The 15023-nt window shown below is 68.4% G+C and carries 12 protein-coding genes and 1 pseudogene; 9 read left to right on the plus strand and 4 right to left on the minus strand.

What is annotated here, in order from left to right:
• The first annotated feature begins 185 nt into the window (after nt 1-185).
• From QZM35_RS06360 to otsA, 3 genes are all read left to right on the plus strand, one after another.
• Nucleotides 186-1805: a methyl-accepting chemotaxis protein gene (locus QZM35_RS06360; RefSeq protein ID WP_089427428.1), complete on the plus strand. Its 1620-nt coding sequence runs from the start codon at nt 186-188 to the stop codon at nt 1803-1805.
• Between the two features lie 111 nt (nt 1806-1916).
• The gene (locus QZM35_RS06365) at nt 1917-2123 is read left to right on the plus strand and encodes a hypothetical protein (protein WP_174974261.1); all 207 of its coding nucleotides are present in this window, start codon (nt 1917-1919) and stop codon (nt 2121-2123) included.
• A 330-nt stretch (nt 2124-2453) separates the two neighbouring features.
• Nucleotides 2454-3860: an alpha,alpha-trehalose-phosphate synthase (UDP-forming) gene (gene otsA / locus QZM35_RS06370; protein ID WP_089427426.1), complete on the plus strand. Its 1407-nt coding sequence runs from the start codon at nt 2454-2456 to the stop codon at nt 3858-3860.
• 176 nt (nt 3861-4036) lie between these two features.
• Here the strand turns inward: otsA and QZM35_RS06375 are convergent.
• A pseudogene (locus QZM35_RS06375) lies at nt 4037-4351 on the minus strand (OsmC family protein); the annotation flags it as partial.
• An 83-nt stretch (nt 4352-4434) separates the two neighbouring features.
• Nucleotides 4435-6411 (minus strand): ATP-dependent zinc metalloprotease FtsH, encoded by a 1977-nt coding sequence (gene ftsH, locus QZM35_RS06380; protein WP_301775609.1) that lies wholly within the window; start codon nt 6409-6411, stop codon nt 4435-4437.
• Between the two features lie 482 nt (nt 6412-6893).
• Here ftsH and QZM35_RS06385 point away from each other — a divergent pair, with 482 nt between their 5' ends.
• Nucleotides 6894-8558: an acid phosphatase gene (locus QZM35_RS06385; RefSeq protein WP_174974258.1), complete on the plus strand. Its 1665-nt coding sequence runs from the start codon at nt 6894-6896 to the stop codon at nt 8556-8558.
• A gap of 101 nt (nt 8559-8659) precedes the next feature.
• Here QZM35_RS06385 and QZM35_RS06390 read toward each other — a convergent pair whose 3' ends face one another.
• Nucleotides 8660-10156: an FAD-dependent oxidoreductase gene (locus QZM35_RS06390; RefSeq protein ID WP_089432730.1), complete on the minus strand. Its 1497-nt coding sequence runs from the start codon at nt 10154-10156 to the stop codon at nt 8660-8662.
• A gap of 266 nt (nt 10157-10422) precedes the next feature.
• The gene (locus QZM35_RS06395) at nt 10423-10632 is read right to left on the minus strand and encodes a hypothetical protein (protein ID WP_089427420.1); all 210 of its coding nucleotides are present in this window, start codon (nt 10630-10632) and stop codon (nt 10423-10425) included.
• 461 nt (nt 10633-11093) lie between these two features.
• On the opposite strand from QZM35_RS06395, the gene QZM35_RS06400 reads away from it, so the two are divergent.
• The 5 genes from QZM35_RS06400 to QZM35_RS06420 are packed head-to-tail and all read left to right on the plus strand — an operon-like array spanning nt 11094 to nt 15011.
• On the plus strand, nt 11094-11510 hold the full coding sequence (locus QZM35_RS06400; protein WP_089429092.1) for a nuclear transport factor 2 family protein: 417 nt from the start codon (nt 11094-11096) through the stop codon (nt 11508-11510).
• A 3-nt stretch (nt 11511-11513) separates the two neighbouring features.
• A complete protein-coding gene (locus QZM35_RS06405; protein WP_089427419.1) occupies nt 11514-12371 on the plus strand; it encodes an SDR family NAD(P)-dependent oxidoreductase in 858 nt (285 codons plus the stop codon).
• A 40-nt stretch (nt 12372-12411) separates the two neighbouring features.
• Nucleotides 12412-13170: an SDR family oxidoreductase gene (locus tag QZM35_RS06410; RefSeq protein WP_089432731.1), complete on the plus strand. Its 759-nt coding sequence runs from the start codon at nt 12412-12414 to the stop codon at nt 13168-13170.
• Nucleotides 13171-13210: 40 nt separating this feature from the next.
• Nucleotides 13211-14044 carry an SDR family NAD(P)-dependent oxidoreductase gene (locus QZM35_RS06415; protein ID WP_217481532.1) on the plus strand — a complete coding sequence of 278 codons (834 nt, stop codon included), beginning with the start codon at nt 13211-13213 and terminating at the stop codon, nt 14042-14044.
• Nucleotides 14045-14102: 58 nt separating this feature from the next.
• Nucleotides 14103-15011: an NAD(P)-dependent oxidoreductase gene (locus tag QZM35_RS06420; protein WP_089432733.1), complete on the plus strand. Its 909-nt coding sequence runs from the start codon at nt 14103-14105 to the stop codon at nt 15009-15011.
• The last annotated feature ends 12 nt before the right edge of the window (nt 15012-15023 follow it).

The raw sequence follows: 15023 nt of genomic DNA on the forward strand, positions 1-15023 counted from the left end.
TTGATAAAAATCAGGAGCGCCCGTCTGGCAACGATTCCAGCGCTAAAAAAACTAATATCAGGGTTTTCGACGGGTAAAGAATCATCCCGGATACCCGTTAATGCCGGCACGAGCCCGTATCTGGTCGAACAATAAATTCAATTCGTCAACCACACGCACAGAGGCACACTGTGAAAATCGCCAGAATGAGCATCAAAACAAAACTCCTTGGCGGCTTCGGCCTGCTCGCCGCGGTCGTCGTGATCGTGTCGGGCATGGCACTCAAGGCGCTATCCGATACGAACGCCGAATTTTCCCGCTACATGAACGGCATCAATGCGCGGGCGACTGTTTCCGCGCAAATCCGCACCGCGGTCGACCGGCGCGCGATCGCCGCGCGCAACCTCGTGCTCGTGACCAAACCATCCGACGTCGAGCTCGAACTGGCCGAGGTCAACCAGGCGCACAAGGACGTGCAGGATCACCTCGCGAAGCTCAAGGACCTGATGGCGAACGCGACGGACACCTCCGATCGCGCGCGCGAACTGGTGGCCGACATCGTCCGTATCGAAACCAGCTACGGGCCCGTCGCCCTGCGCATCGTCGGGCTCGCGCAGGCCGGCAAGAAAGACGAGGCGACCGCCGACATCGACGGCAACTGCCGGCCACTGCTCGCGCAACTGGTGCGCGCAACCGATGCATACGCAACCTATACGCATGAACGCGAGCTCGCGATCGCGCAGCAATTCGCGGATCGCTATGCGATGGAGCGCAACCTGCTGGCCGGCATCTGCCTGATCGCCGTCGCGGTCGCGGCATGCGGCGGCCTGTGGCTGACGCGCAAGATCACGGTGCCGATCGGCTCGGCCGTGGACGTCGCGCGCACGGTCGCGAACGGCGATCTCGGCAGCCGCATCAACGTGAGCGGCAACGACGAGACGCGCGATCTGCTCGACGCGCTGCGAACGATGAACGAGCGGCTGATCGGCATCGTCGGCCGCGTGCGCGATTCGTCGAACAGCATCGCGCACGCGGTCAGCGAGATCGCATCGGGCAACCTCGACCTGAGCCAGCGCACCGAGGAACAGGCCGCGTCGCTGCAGGAAACCGCCGCGACGATGGAGGAATTCACGTCGACGGTGCGCCTGAACGCGGAGAACGCGCAACAGGCCAGCTCGCTCGCCGCGAACGCATCGGACGTCGCGCAGCGCGGCAGCGCGGTGGTCGGTCGCGTGGTCGACACGATGACGGAGATCGGCCAAAGCTCGTCGAAGATCGCGGACATCACGGGCATCATCGAAGGCATCGCGTTCCAGACCAACATCCTTGCGCTGAACGCGGCCGTCGAAGCCGCGCGTGCGGGCGAACAGGGGCGCGGCTTCGCGGTGGTCGCCAGTGAAGTGCGCAGCCTCGCGCAACGTTCGTCGACGGCGGCGAAGGAGATCAAGGAACTGATCTCCGCGTCGGTGCAGACGATCCGCGACGGCTCCGAACTCGCGGGCGAAGCCGGCAAGACGATGTCGGACGTCACGCAGGCCGTCGCGCGCGTGACGGACATCATGGGCGAGATCGCGGCCGCGTCGGCCGAGCAGAGCCGCGGCATCGACCAGGTGAACCTGACGATCACGCAGATGGACGAGACGACCCAGCAGAACGCGGCGCTCGTCGAGCAGGCCGCGGCCGCATCGAAGTCGCTCGAGGCGCAAGGCCACGAGCTGTCCGAAACGGTTGCCGCGTTCCGGATGCCGTCCGGCACGCACGTGGCGTCGCTGGGCGAGTACGCGCAAGCGCCCGCCGTGCAGCACTGGCAACCGGCCACTGCGTAACCTCGGAACCGCGTAACCGCGTAACCGATACCGCAAGGAGACGACGATGCGCCCGCTGTTCCGCCGATCCGCCTGCATCACGCTTGCGCGCACCGCGCGATGCGCGGCCGCATGCGGCACGCGGTGCAGTTGCATATCGTCGCCGTCCGGCGCGGCCGGTTCGCCTGCACGACGTCGCGCGTGCGCGGCACGCCTGCACGTCGCTTGGTGTCGCTCGCGCGTCGGCGCAGCCACGGCATCGCCGGTCCCTTCCACCGACCGGCGCGGGCCGCGCGCGCACGTCATGAAATGCACATCGTCACGCTCGATCGCGCGTGACGTGCGCGCTTGCGCATCACGCGGCGCACGCTGAATGGCCAGCGCTGCGCAAGTTTCGGTCCCGCCCATGTTTCTCACGTTGCCATACCGGCGTCATGGAGATCGCGCTGCATTCGCACGTGCGTCGCGCGCCGATGCAGACTTTTAAAACAGCCGAATGACGAGTATGCTTAAAAAAGCACTCCGCGATCGGACTGCGAGTCGCGTGCCCTGACTCCCGACCGATCGCATTGCGGCCCCGTCGCTGCGCGCACCGCGCGTCGATGGCGGCGTCTGCTTCTCGCGCCACGGCCGCACGAACCCTTCCCTCAACAATCGTCAGGAGAGCTGGTGAGCCGACTCGTCGTCGTATCCAATCGCATTGCAGATCCCCGTAAAGCCGCGGCCGGCGGGCTCGCCGTCGCCGTGAAGGACAGCCTGCAGGAATCCGGCGGCGTCTGGTTCGGCTGGAGCGGGAGGCTACGCGGCGGCGACGACCAGCCTGCGCACGGCGACGAGGTGCAGATCCAGAACGTCGGCGGCATCCAGCTCGCGACGATCGATCTCGACCCGCAGGATTACGACGCGTACTACCTCGGTTATTCGAACAACGTGCTGTGGCCGGTGTTTCACTACCGGCTCGATCTCGCGCAGTTCGACCGCCGCTTCGCCGACGGCTACCGGCGCGTGAACCAGCTGTTCGCGCGCAAGCTGCGCACGCTGCTGCGCCCCGACGACACCATCTGGGTCCACGACTACCAGCTGATTCCGCTCGCCGCCGAGCTGCGCGCGATGGGCTGCACGAATCCGATCGGCTTCTTCCTGCACATTCCGATGCCGCCGCCGCCGATCATGGCCGCGATCCCGGAACACGAATGGCTGATGCGTTCGCTGTTCGCCTACGATCTCGTCGGCTTCCAGACCGAGTCGGATCTGCTTCACTTCGAGCATTACGTCGAAGCGGAAGCCGGCGCCGCGCGGCTGCCCGACGGCCGCCTGCGCGCGTTCGGCCGCACGCTGTCGGCCGGCGCATTCCCGATCGGCATCAACGTCGACGAGTTCGAATCGCTCGCGCGCGATCGCGACGGCCTCGACATGTTCGAGCGAATGCGCGATGAATACTCGCGCCGCCAGTTGCTGGTCGGCGTCGACCGCCTCGACTACACGAAGGGGCTGCCGCAACGCGTGCATGCATTCCGCCAATTGCTCGAGCAATATCCGGAGAACCGCAACCGCGCGACGCTGATCCAGATCGCCGCGCCGAGCCGCGAGGATCTCGGCGCATACGACGACCTGCGGCGCGAGATGGACAGCCTGTGCGGCGCGATAAACGGCGACTACGGCGAACTCGAATGGATGCCGATGCGCTACATTCACCGCACCGTCGCGCGCAAGCGCCTGCCGGGCCTCTACCGCGCGAGCCGCGTTGCGCTCGTCACGCCGCTGCGCGACGGGATGAACCTCGTCGCGAAGGAATTTCTCGCCGCGCAGGATGCCGCCGATCCGGGCGTGCTCGTGCTGTCGCGTTTCGCCGGCGCGGCCGAGCAGTTGAAGTCGGCACTGCTCGTCAATCCGTACGACACGCAAGGCACCGCGCAGGCGATCCAGCGCGCGCTCACGATGCCGCTCGAAGAGCGCCGCCAGCGCCACGCGGCGCTGATGGCGATCGTGCGCAAGACCGACGTGCACTGGTGGCGCACGCGCTTTCTCAACGCGCTCGCTGAGGCCGCCGAAGTCGCGGCCGCGACCGAATCCTGACCCACCTGACGCGCGTTCACGCGTCCGTCGTCGCGCGTTCGAGCACCGCGCCGTTCACGTCGCACAAGTCGATCGACACCGGAATGCCTTCGCGCAGGCTCTCCGTCAGTACGCAGTACGCAGTACGCATCGAACTGATCGAGCATACGCGTCGCGACCGCGAGATCGGCCCACGTCTTGCCGATCGACAGCCGTACCGACATCGCGCCCACGCGCACCCGGCCCGCTTCGTTCTGCACCATGTCGACGTCGATATGCGCGGCAATCGGCTGCGGATCGACATGCTGCTTTTCCAGCGCGAACTGCAGGCTCGCCGCGAGACAGGTTGCAACGGCCGCGGCCAATAACCGGATCGGGTTCGGCCCGCGCCCGTCGCCGTGCGGCGGCGGTTCGTCCGTGAGCACCGGCGCCAGCGTCGTGCCGGCAAATACCACTTCGAAACAGAAACGCGCCTGCTGCGCGACATCGACCGATACGTGCGCCTCGCTCATGGCGACTCCGTGGAGATCAACGGGGAAAGGAATGACGGCACGCAGTCGCTTCGACGCGCGCCGCTCGCCGATTCATGGCATCTTCAGCGCTCGGGTTCGCGTGGCGGCCCGTACGCGACGAAATCGCGCTCGATTGAGGACGCCTGCTCTGTCTCGACCGCGCCGTCGCGTGCGCCGGCTGCGTCGTCCGGCGCCGGCGTCGTGGCGGACGACGGTTCGGCGCGCCCGTCGATCAGCGCCTGCAGCGCATCACGTTCGAGCACTTCGCATTGCAGCAGCCGGCGCGCGATGCGTTCCAGCGCATCGCGACGTTCGCCGAGCGTGGCCGCGACGCGGGCATGCGCGTCGGTCAGCAACGTATGCACCTCGTCGTCGATCATCCGCGCGGTGTGCTCGCTGCAGCGGCCGTCGCCCGCATGCCATACGCCCGGCATGCCGGTACACGTGTCGCCGTCATCGAAAGTCACGAGCCCGATCTTCTCGCTCATCCCGTACTGCATGACCATGTGGCGCGCCATCGCGGTCGCGCGCTCGAGATCGTTCTGCGCGCCCGTCGACACGTCGCCGAACACGAGTTCCTCGGCAGCACGGCCGCCGAGCAGCGCATCGATCCGGTCGAGCAGCTCGCTTCGGCGCAATACGTAGCGATCCTCGGTCGGCACCTGCTGCGTGTAGCCGAGCGCCGCGACACCGCGCGGAATGATCGACACCTTCTTCACCGGATCGCAATGGGTGCGGCTTTCCGCGACGAGCGCGTGGCCGGCCTCGTGATACGCGATGGTCAGCTTCTCCTGTGCGTTCATCACGCGGCTCTTGCGCTCGAGGCCCGTCAACGCGCGGTCGATCGCCTCGTCGAAGTCGGCCATGCCGATTGCCTGCTTGCCGAGTTCGGCCGCATGCAGCGCGGCCTCGTTGACGACGTTCGCGAGATCCGCGCCGACGAAGCCCGGCGTGCGCGACGCGAGTTCGCCGAGATCGACGTCGTCCGCGAGTTTCACGCGCTTCACGTGCACGCCGAGGATCTGCCTTCGGCCATTCACGTCGGGCCGGTCGATCGCGATGTGACGATCGAAGCGGCCCGGCCGCAGCAGCGCGGGATCGAGGATCTCCGGCCGGTTCGTCGCGGCCATGATGATCACGCCGGAACCGGCCTGGAAGCCGTCCATCTCGACGAGCAACTGATTGAGCGTCTGCTCGCGTTCGTCGTTGCCTGACATCGGGCCGACGCCGCGCACCTTGCCGAGCGCATCGAGCTCGTCGACGAACACGATGCACGGCGCCTTCTGCTGCGCCTGCTCGAACAGGTCGCGCACGCGCGCCGCGCCCACCCCGACGAACATCTCGACGAACGCCGAGCCGCTGATCGAGAAGAACGGCACGGCCGCCTCGCCGGCCACCGCGCGCGCGAGCAGCGTCTTGCCGGTGCCCGGTGCGCCGACCACGAGCACGCCCTTCGGGATCTTGCCGCCGAGCCGCTGGTAGCGGTCGGGGTTGCGCAGGAACGCGACGAGCTGCTGCAGCTCGGCCTTCGCTTCGTCTATGCCCGCGATATCGTCGAACGTGATGCCGGTTTCCTGCTGCACGTACACCCGCGCGCGGCTCTTGCCCATCCCGGTGAAATCCTGCAGCCCGCCGCGCCTGCGCAGCATCATGTTCCAGATGAACACGAACAGCACGAGCGGCAGCAGCCACGACGCAAGCGATGCAACCCAGCTCGTGTCGGGCGCACCGTGATAGCGGATGCCGGCGGCGGTCAGCGTGTCGGTCAGGTGCTCGTCGGTCACGCGGTTGGTCGTGAAGTGCCACGGCGCGCCGGCCTGCCGCACGGCCGCGGCTTCGGATGCCGGCAGCATCGTGCCGGCCTGCGGCATCTTCAGCGTGCCTGAGATCGATACGGGGCCGACTTCGAGATCGTCGACGAGCCGGGCGGCGACGAGCTGGTGGAAATCGCTGTACGCGATCGGCGCCGACGTCGGGCGCAGCATCAGCAACTGCGCGGCGAACAGCACGAAGAAGCCCGCCGCGATCAACAATCCCGGGTAGTCGAATTTCCTGTCCATGGCGTCGGGCCGGACGTGCGCGCTACGCTTGCGTTGCGCGGCACGGCGGACGGGTGCGGGCACGCGCGCAGCCGGCGCGCGCCGTCGGCGGCCATGCGGAAGCGGCATTCATGCGCGCCATCGTCGCCTCGCTTCATCGCCTCGTTCGTCGCATCAATGGCTCCGCGGCGACGCCGTCGGCCGGCGCCGCCGCGCAATCCTCGCCCGGGCGGCACGCTTGCGACGCGCCGCCCCTGAATCCAGTCTAGTTCGCGCGCGGGCGTCGCGCATGGCCCGAGACGCGCGTCGAATCGTCCGACAAACACCTTTCATCCGCCCCCGTTGCCGCGTTATAGTCGCATTCGTGACATTTTTGTGACAGATGCATCGCACCAGCCCATCCGTAACCGGGGCCGTTGCTTTCCATCCCGCGGCGCGGCAGCCTGTGCGACGCCGCCGCGCATCACGCCCCCGTCCACCCGCCCATTCGAGGAACCCACGACGTGAACGACACCCCCGATCGCCCCGACGACCTTCCCGCCGATCCCGACCGCCGCCGCGTGCTCGGCGGCCTCGCCGCGCTCGGTGCGGGTGTCGCGCTCAGCGGCTGTGAAACCACCACAGGCAGCGCGCCGCGTTCGGCCGCCGACCTGCGCATCGACGAAGCGTTGCGCCAGCGCGTGCGCCACATCGTCGTGATCTATGCGGAAAACCGCAGCTTCGCGAACCTGTACGGCGATTTCCCGGGCGTGCGCCATCCGCTGAGCGAGGTGCGGCCCGAGCATGCGCAGCAGCTCGATCGCGACGGCAAGACGCCGCTGCCCGTGCTGCCGAAGATCTGGGGCGGGCTCGTGCCGCAGGCGCAGGAAGTGGACGGCAAGCGCTACGCGATCGCCGAGCGCGACATCGACAAGCTGCCGAATGCGCCGTTCCTGATCAAGGACGCACAGGGCAACGCGCTGCCGAACGGCGTGATCACGCGCGACCTGTGGCACCGCTTCTACCAGAACCAGATGCAGATCGCGGCCGGCCGCAACAACCAGTTCGCCGCGTGGGCCGATTCGGGCGGCCTCGTGATGGGTCATTACCGCAATTCGGCCGACACGCTGCGGCTGTGGAATCTCGCGCGGCAATACACGCTGTGCGACAACTTCTTCATGGCGGCATTCGGCGGGTCGTGGATGAACCACATGTTCCTGATCTCCGCGCAGCCGCCGCTCTATCCGGACGCGCACAAGCATCCGCATGCGGCGAAACTGCTGTCGAAGGTCGAAGGCGACGATCCGACCGGCACGCGCCTGAAGCTCGCCGACAATTCGCCGGCGTCCGCGCTCGACGGCCCGCCGAAGTTCGTGGCCGACGGCCCGCTGACGCCGGACGGCTACGGCGTGAACACGATGGCGCCGCCGTACCAGCCGAGCTACGTGCCGCCGCCCGATCCGGGCAACGCCGCGTATGCGGATCCGGCCGACCATCGCGTGATGCCGCCGCAGGGCTATGCGACGATCGGCGATCGCCTGTCGGAAAAGAACATCGACTGGGCGTGGTACAGCGGCGCATGGCAGTACGCGCTCGAGCATCGCGACACGGGCACCGTGCCCGATTTCCAGTACCACCACCAGCCGTTCAACTATTTCGTGAACTACGCGCCGGGCACCGACGCGCGCCGCAAGCACCTGCGCGACGCGGGGCTCGGCGACGAGCCGTCGACCAACCACTTCATCGCCGACATCGACGCGGGCCGCCTGCCGGCCGTCACGTTCTACAAGCCGCAGGGCAACCTGAACATGCACGCAGGCTACGCGGACATCGAATCGGGCGACCGTCACATCGCGACCGTGATCGATCATATCCGGCGCGGGCCGCAATGGGACCACACCGTGATCGTGATGACGCACGACGAGAACGGCGGCTGGTGGGATCACGTCGCGCCGCCGGAAGGCGACCGCTGGGGCCCGGGTTCGCGGATTCCGGCGCTCGTGATCTCGCCGTTCGCGAAGAAGGGCTTCGTCGATCACACGCTGTACGACACGAACTCGATCCTGCGCTTCATCAGCCGCGTGCATGGGCTCGCGCCGCTCGACGGCGTCGTCGCACGCAACAAGGCGTTCGCCGCGCGCGGCGCGACGCCGCCGGGTGATCTGACGAATGCGCTCGATCTGGGCTAAGGGTCGACTGGCTTGACTGGTTGGTTGCTTGGTTGCTTGAAACGACGACGCCCCGGGCGATGTGATTGCCCGGGGCGTCGTTCATTTCGCGCCTGAAAACACTACGCGGCGCGGCGCACTGCGTCGCACCCCGCTTGCGCGGCGTGACGCCCGGCCTGCCGGCCGAAGAACGTCGCGTCGGCCAGCGACAGCCCCGAGCTGTACCCGGCGCCCCAGCGCGGCAGCCCGCAGGTCGTGCGGCCCGCCGCATAGAGCCCCGGCACCGGCGCGCGCGATGCATCGACCACCTGCCCGGTCGGCAGCGTGTCGAGCCCGCCGAGCGTGAAGTGTGGATAGAACGCGAAGTCGATCCGGCAATCGAGCGCGACGAACGGCGGCTCGATCAGCGGCTGCAGCCACTGCTTCGCCTTGTGGAACAGCGGATCGGTGCCGTCGGCCGCATGGCGGTTGTAGACGTCGACGGTCGCCGTCAGCGTGCCGGCCGGCATCTGCAGGTCGCGTTCGACTTCCTCCCACGTTTCGCCGGCCGCCGCGATGCCGATCCGCGCGATCGCGGGCGGCTCCTGGTAGGTGGCCTGGTCGACGAGCAGGTAGATCCGGTCGTCGGCCTGATGGAACGCGTGATGGCCCGTGCGACCGTGATAGCCGTCCTCGTTGATGAAACGCTGGCCGCGCGCGTTCACGAAGATCCCCTTGATCAGCGATTCGGGTGCGTAGAACGGCAGGCTGACGAAGCCTTGATCCATGTGAATCGCCGCGCCGCCCGCGCTCTGGCCAAGCAGGATGCCCGAGCCGTCGTCGCCGGGGCTGCCGATCGGCTCGTCCGAGCGCAGGAACTGCGGCGCATGCCGGCGCACCATCTCGCGGTTCATCGCGAAGCCGCCCGCGCACAGGATCACCGCGCGACGCGCCCGTACGAATGCCGTCTCGCCATAGGCGCGCAGCACGACGCCGCATACGGCGCCGCCGTCGTCGACGATCAATGCGAGCGCGCGCGTGTCGTAGCGCGTCGCGACGCCGAGCGCCGCCACACGTTCGGCCAGCACGCGCATCAGCATCTGTCCGCCGCCCCAGCCGGGCCATTGCGGCGTGTGCCCGCGCGGGCACGGCTTCGCAGCCTCGCTGAACGGCCAGGCTTCCTCGCTGCCCGACCAGATCAGGCAATCGTCGGTTTCCGGTTCGACGATCCGCTCGGATATGAACGTGTTCTTGTACGTGAGGCCCTGCGCGACGAGCCAGTCGTGGTGCGTCAGGCTGTCGTTCGCGTAGAGGCGCACTTTCGCCTCGTCGGCGTCGCGGCCGCCGGCCAGCATCAGGTAGCGGTACAGATCCTCAGTGTCGTCGGTGAAGCCGGCCTGCCGTTGCGCGGGTGTGCCGCCGCTGCCGCCGAGGTAGATCTCGCCGCCCGACAGCGCGCTCGTGCCGCCGTAGCTCGACGCGCGCTCGACGATCAGCGTGTCGGCGCCGGCGCTTGCGGCTTCGATCGCCGCGCAGGCGCCGGCCGCGCCGAAGCCGACGATCACGACATCGTGTTCGGCGTCCCAGCGAGGCACGTCGCGGGTGTTCAGGGGGTGAGTCAGGGAATAGTCGGATGACATGAGGAATGGGTCAGCGTTTGGGGAAATCTGCGGAAATCGGCGGAGGTGGCAAGGGACTGACGCGGACGTTACCGCCGATCCGGTTGCCGAGACGGACGTACGACGGTGCGCGTGCAACGCGCACGTCCGTCTCTCGTCCGGTTGAAGTCAAAGCGCGTAAAGCGGGATCGGCGCGCGGCGACTCCACCGTTGCCGTAGCGAATCGCATCCATACGCCATCGCGCCGCCACCGCTTCCGCGCTGCGCGGCGCGCGGCCGCGCCGATGTCACATGCCGCGCATCGCGGCAAAACCGAAGTGCGACGGATCGATCGGCACGCAACCGGTCGGCAAACCGTTCGCGTCGACCGAACGGCATTGCAGGATGCCGGCCGCATACGGCGGCGACGGGACCTGATCGGCGCCGTATCGCGCCATCGCCATGGCAGCGAACGTCCCTATCGCCAATACGCACAGCTTGCGAGTCGTCAGTCTCATGATCGTCGTCCCCTCCGGTTGTCCGCTGGTGCGGTTCGTGTCCGGCGTGCATCACATGCGGTACCGGATGACTGCACGGTAGCCAGCGCCCGGCCGCCGGCCATCGTCCATTTCGACTAGGGGCAAACGCTGAGCGGACGATGCGCGGCCTGACGCATCGCAACATCGCGCGCCGCGGCTTCGCCCACGCGGAGGAAACGCGGCACGTGGCGCGCCTGTCGCGGCCGGCCATACGAATCGTCAGACGCATCTCGCACACCGGCCACCGCACCGCACCATCCATGCGCCCTCACGTGACTCGCGGCGGCCTGCCCCGGTGTTTTCCCCGACCCGCGCCCTGCTCCGTATGGATGATGAATCCCGGCCTGCGCGATGCGAACCTGCGCGTCGACGTCGCAATGCCGCCGCGTCGGCCCGCCTTGCGCGGCCGACGCGTTCCGTTCTTCCACGGGAGCCCACGCATGACCGATTCCAATCCCCGCCACGCGCTGTACGAACTGGCGTGCCGCTACGCGCAAGCCGTCGACCGGCGCGACTGGCCACGCCTCACCACGCTCTTCACCCCCGATGCCACCCTGGCCGGCCCCGGCTTCCGCTTCGACGACCGCGACGCGATCGTCGCGGGCATGCGCGTGATCGAGCGCTACGAGGCGACCCAGCATCACGTGCACAACCAGCTCGTCACGCTCGACGGCGGCGAGGCCGATGTCGAGACCTACGGCGTCGCCTGCCACGTCTACGTGCGCGACGGCGTGAAGCGCAAGCTCGACTGGGGGCTGCGCTATCGCGATCGTTGCGTGGTCGACGGCGGCACGTGGCGCTTCGCCGCGCGCACGCTGCACGTCGACTGGGCCCAAGACCTGCCGCTGGAGGGCTGAACGATGCGCACCTCCGCTCCCCTCGACGGCCGCACTGCACTCGTGACGGGCGGCGCCGGCGGCATCGGCGCGGCCTGTGCGCACGCGCTCGTCGCCGACGGCGCGGCCGTCGTGCTGATGGGCCGCCGCCGCGACGCGCTCGAACGCACGCAGCGGCAACTGACCGACGCCGTGCCCGGCAGCCACGTCGCGATCCATGCGGGCGACGCCTGTGACGAAGGCGACCTGCAGGCCGCGCTCGACTGCGCGTGGGCGCTCGACCATCGCCTCGACATCGTCGTGCCGACGGTCGGCGGGGCGGGCTTCCGGCCGCTGCTGCTGCACGACGCCGACACCTTCCGCGCCGAAATCGACCTGAACCTGCACAGCGCGTTCGCCGCGATCCGTCATGCGGCGCCGCGGCTCGCCGACAGCGGCGGCGGCGCGATCGTCTGCATTTCGTCGACGGCCGCGCAGATCAATTTCCGGTGGCTGTCCGCGTACTGCACCGCGAAGGCCGCGCTCGAAGCGCTCGTGCGCGGCGCGGCCGAGGAACTGGCCGGCGCGAAGATCCGCGTGAACGCGGTGCGCCCGGGCCTCACGCGCTCGGAAGCCACCGCGCCGATGTTCGACAACCGCGCGCTCGTCGACAGCTTTCTCGAACAGATCCCGCTCGGCACGCTCGGCGAACCCGAAGCGATCGCGCATGCGGTGCGCTATCTCGCCGGCCCCGAGTCCGGCTGGGTGACCGGCCAGAGCTTCGCGGTCGACGGCGGCCATGAGCTGCGCACCAACCCGCGCGTCGACGACACGATCGCGCAGATCTACGGCACGGCCGCGCTCGACGCGATCAAGGCCGGCCGCGTGCCGGGCACCGCATGAGCGCCTGCCCTTTTTCAACGTCAAAGGAATCCGAACGAACATGAATCGAGTCGCAAACAAGGTCGCGCTGGTCACCGGCGCGGCAAGCGGCGTCGGCCGCGCGGATGCGCTGCTGCTCGCCGCGGAAGGTGCGCGTGTCGTGCTGACCGACATCGACGAGGACGCGGGCCTTGCGCTCGCCCGCGAGATCGGCGACGCGGCGCTGTTCGTCCGCCACGACATCGCCGACGAAGCCGGTTGGCAGCACGCGATCGCGTCGACGCTCGACCGCTTCGGCCGCCTCGACGTGCTCGTCAACAACGCGGCGATCTGCCCGGTCGGCTCGATCGAGGACACGAGCCTCGACACCTGGCGGCGCGTGATGCGTACCAATGCCGATGGCTATTTCCTAGGCTGCCAGTACGCGATCGGCGCGATGAAGGGCAACGACACGCCGGGCTCGATCGTGATGATGTCGTCGGTCGCCGCGCTCGGCGGGCTGCCGATGATGTGCGCGTACACCGGGTCGAAAGGCGCGGTGACGGCGCTCGCGCGCAGCGTCGCCGTGCACTGCAAGCGCAGCGGCTACCGGATCCGCTGCAACTCGATCCATCCGGACGGCATCTGGACGCCGATGACGCAGGCGCTGATGCCCGATCTCGACCCGGCCGCGCTCGGCATCGGCAGCGATCCGATGGCGCGCATGTGCGACCCGCAAGACGTCGCGAATCTCGTGCTGTTCCTCGCGTCCGACGAATCGCGTTTCGTGAACGGTGCGGAGCTGCGGATCGACAACGCGCAACTGGTGTCGTCGCTGTGACGCGGCTCATTGCTTTCCCGTTCAAAGGAGTCCATCGATGATTTCATTCACCGGCAAGACCGTGCTGGTCACCGGCGGCGGCGCGGGCATCGGCCGTGCGTGCGCGGAAGCGTTCGGCGCGACCGGCGCGCGCGTCGCGGTAGCCGAGATCGACCCGACCCGCGCGCAGGACGTGCGCCAGGCACTCGAAGCGGCGGGCGTCGATGCGCTCGTCGGCACCGTGGACGTCACGCGCCGCGACGAGGTCGAAGCATTCGCGCGCACCGTCGATGCACGCTTCGGCGGCCTCGACGTACTCGTCAACAATGTCGGCGATTTCCTGCAGATCGCGAAACCGTTCGACGACTGCACCGACGACGACATCGCACGGCTGTTCGACGTGAACCTGCGCCAGGTCTTCATCGTCACGCGCGCGATGCTGCCGTTGCTGCGCAAGCGCGGCGCGGGCAGCAGCATCGTCGGCGTGTCGTCGATCGAAGGCTTTCGAGCGATTCCGAACTGCACCGTGTACGCGTCGTTCAAGGCCGCGCTGACCGGCTTCACGAAGAGCCTTGCTCTCGAACTCGGGCCGGCCGGCATTCGTGTGAACCAGATCGCCCCCGAAACCACCGAGACGCCGCAGGTGCCCGTCAGCGCGATGGTCGCGGCCGAGCATCACGGCCATATCCCGCGCTGGATCCCGCTCGGGCGCTTCGGCGCGGCCGGCGATATCGCGGGCGCCGCGCTGTTCCTCGCGAGCCCGCTCGCTGCCTGGGTCACCGGCACGACGCTGCATGTCGACGGCGGCGCGCTCGCGGCGGCCGGCTGGTATCGCGACCCGAACGGCTTCTGGACCAACCTGCCCGTCGTCACGGGCAACGGCTTCAATTTCTGAGCGGCACCGCTCGCCTGTTCATTTCACGCGGCGAAATGGCGCCGCTTTCGGAGACATCATGAAGATCCTGATCGTCGGCGGCACCGGCCTCATCGGCGGCCATGCCGCGCTGCACCTGCACGCGCAGGGCAACCCCGTCACGCTCGCCGCGCGCAAGCCGCCCGCACCCGGCAGCGCGCTCGCGCGGTTCGACGTGCTGCTGCGCGACTACGTGGCCGGCAACTTCACGCGCGACGACCTCGCACCGTTCGACGCGGTGGTGTTCGCGGCCGGCAACGACATCCGCCACCTGCCGCCCGGCACCGACGAAGCCGCGCACTGGGAACGCGCGAACGTCGACGCTGTGCCGCGCTTCTTCGCGCTGGCGCGCGAGGCAGGCGTGAAGCGTGCGGTGCTGGTCGGCAGCTTCTATCCGCAGGTCGCGCCGGCGCTCGTCGACACGGTGCCGTACGTGCGCTCGCGCCATCTCGCCGACGAACGCGTACGCGCGCTCGCGACGCCGTCGTTCGCCGTGTGCAGCGTCAACGCGCCGTTCGTCGTCGGGTCGGTGCCGGGGCTGCGCAACGAGATGTTCGCGGCGTACGCGGGCTACGCGCAGGGCCAGTTCGCGGGGCTGCCCGTGTTCGGGCCGGCCGGCGGCAGCAATTTCATCTCGACGCAATCGCTGTCGGAAGCGATCTGGGGCGCATTGCAGCGCGGCGAAGCGGGCAAGGCCTACCTCGTCGGCGACGAGAATCTCAGCTTCGCCGATTACTTCGCGGCCTTCTTCCGCGCGGCCGGCAATCCGCAGGACGTGCCGTCGCTCGACCAGGAGCATCCGCTGCTGCCCGACATGGCGATCTACACGGGGCGCGGCAACGTCGTGTCGTACGAGCCCGATCCGGCCGACAGCGCGCTGCTGCGCTACCGGCGCGGCGACGTGCAGCGCGCGGTGGACGAGGTCGTCGCGCATTGCCGCGCGCAGTAAGCGAACGGCGAA

Source organism: Burkholderia sp. AU45274 (genome assembly GCF_030482505.1).
GTDB lineage: Bacteria > Pseudomonadota > Gammaproteobacteria > Burkholderiales > Burkholderiaceae > Burkholderia.

Bases quoted from the DNA above. Each gene is read 5' to 3' on its own strand.
- QZM35_RS06360 (WP_089427428.1), top strand. From the start codon at position 186: ATGAGCATCAAAACAAAACTCCTTGGCGGCTTCGGCCTGCTCGCCGCG.
- QZM35_RS06365 (WP_174974261.1), top strand. From the start codon at position 1,917: ATGCGGCACGCGGTGCAGTTGCATATCGTCGCCGTCCGGCGCGGCCGG.
- ftsH (WP_301775609.1), bottom strand. From the start codon at position 6,411: ATGGACAGGAAATTCGACTACCCGGGATTGTTGATCGCGGCGGGCTTC.
- QZM35_RS06390 (WP_089432730.1), bottom strand. From the start codon at position 10,156: ATGTCATCCGACTATTCCCTGACTCACCCCCTGAACACCCGCGACGTG.
- QZM35_RS06395 (WP_089427420.1), bottom strand. From the start codon at position 10,632: ATGAGACTGACGACTCGCAAGCTGTGCGTATTGGCGATAGGGACGTTC.
- QZM35_RS06400 (WP_089429092.1), top strand. From the start codon at position 11,094: ATGACCGATTCCAATCCCCGCCACGCGCTGTACGAACTGGCGTGCCGC.
- QZM35_RS06405 (WP_089427419.1), top strand. From the start codon at position 11,514: ATGCGCACCTCCGCTCCCCTCGACGGCCGCACTGCACTCGTGACGGGC.
- QZM35_RS06410 (WP_089432731.1), top strand. From the start codon at position 12,412: ATGAATCGAGTCGCAAACAAGGTCGCGCTGGTCACCGGCGCGGCAAGC.
- QZM35_RS06420 (WP_089432733.1), top strand. From the start codon at position 14,103: ATGAAGATCCTGATCGTCGGCGGCACCGGCCTCATCGGCGGCCATGCC.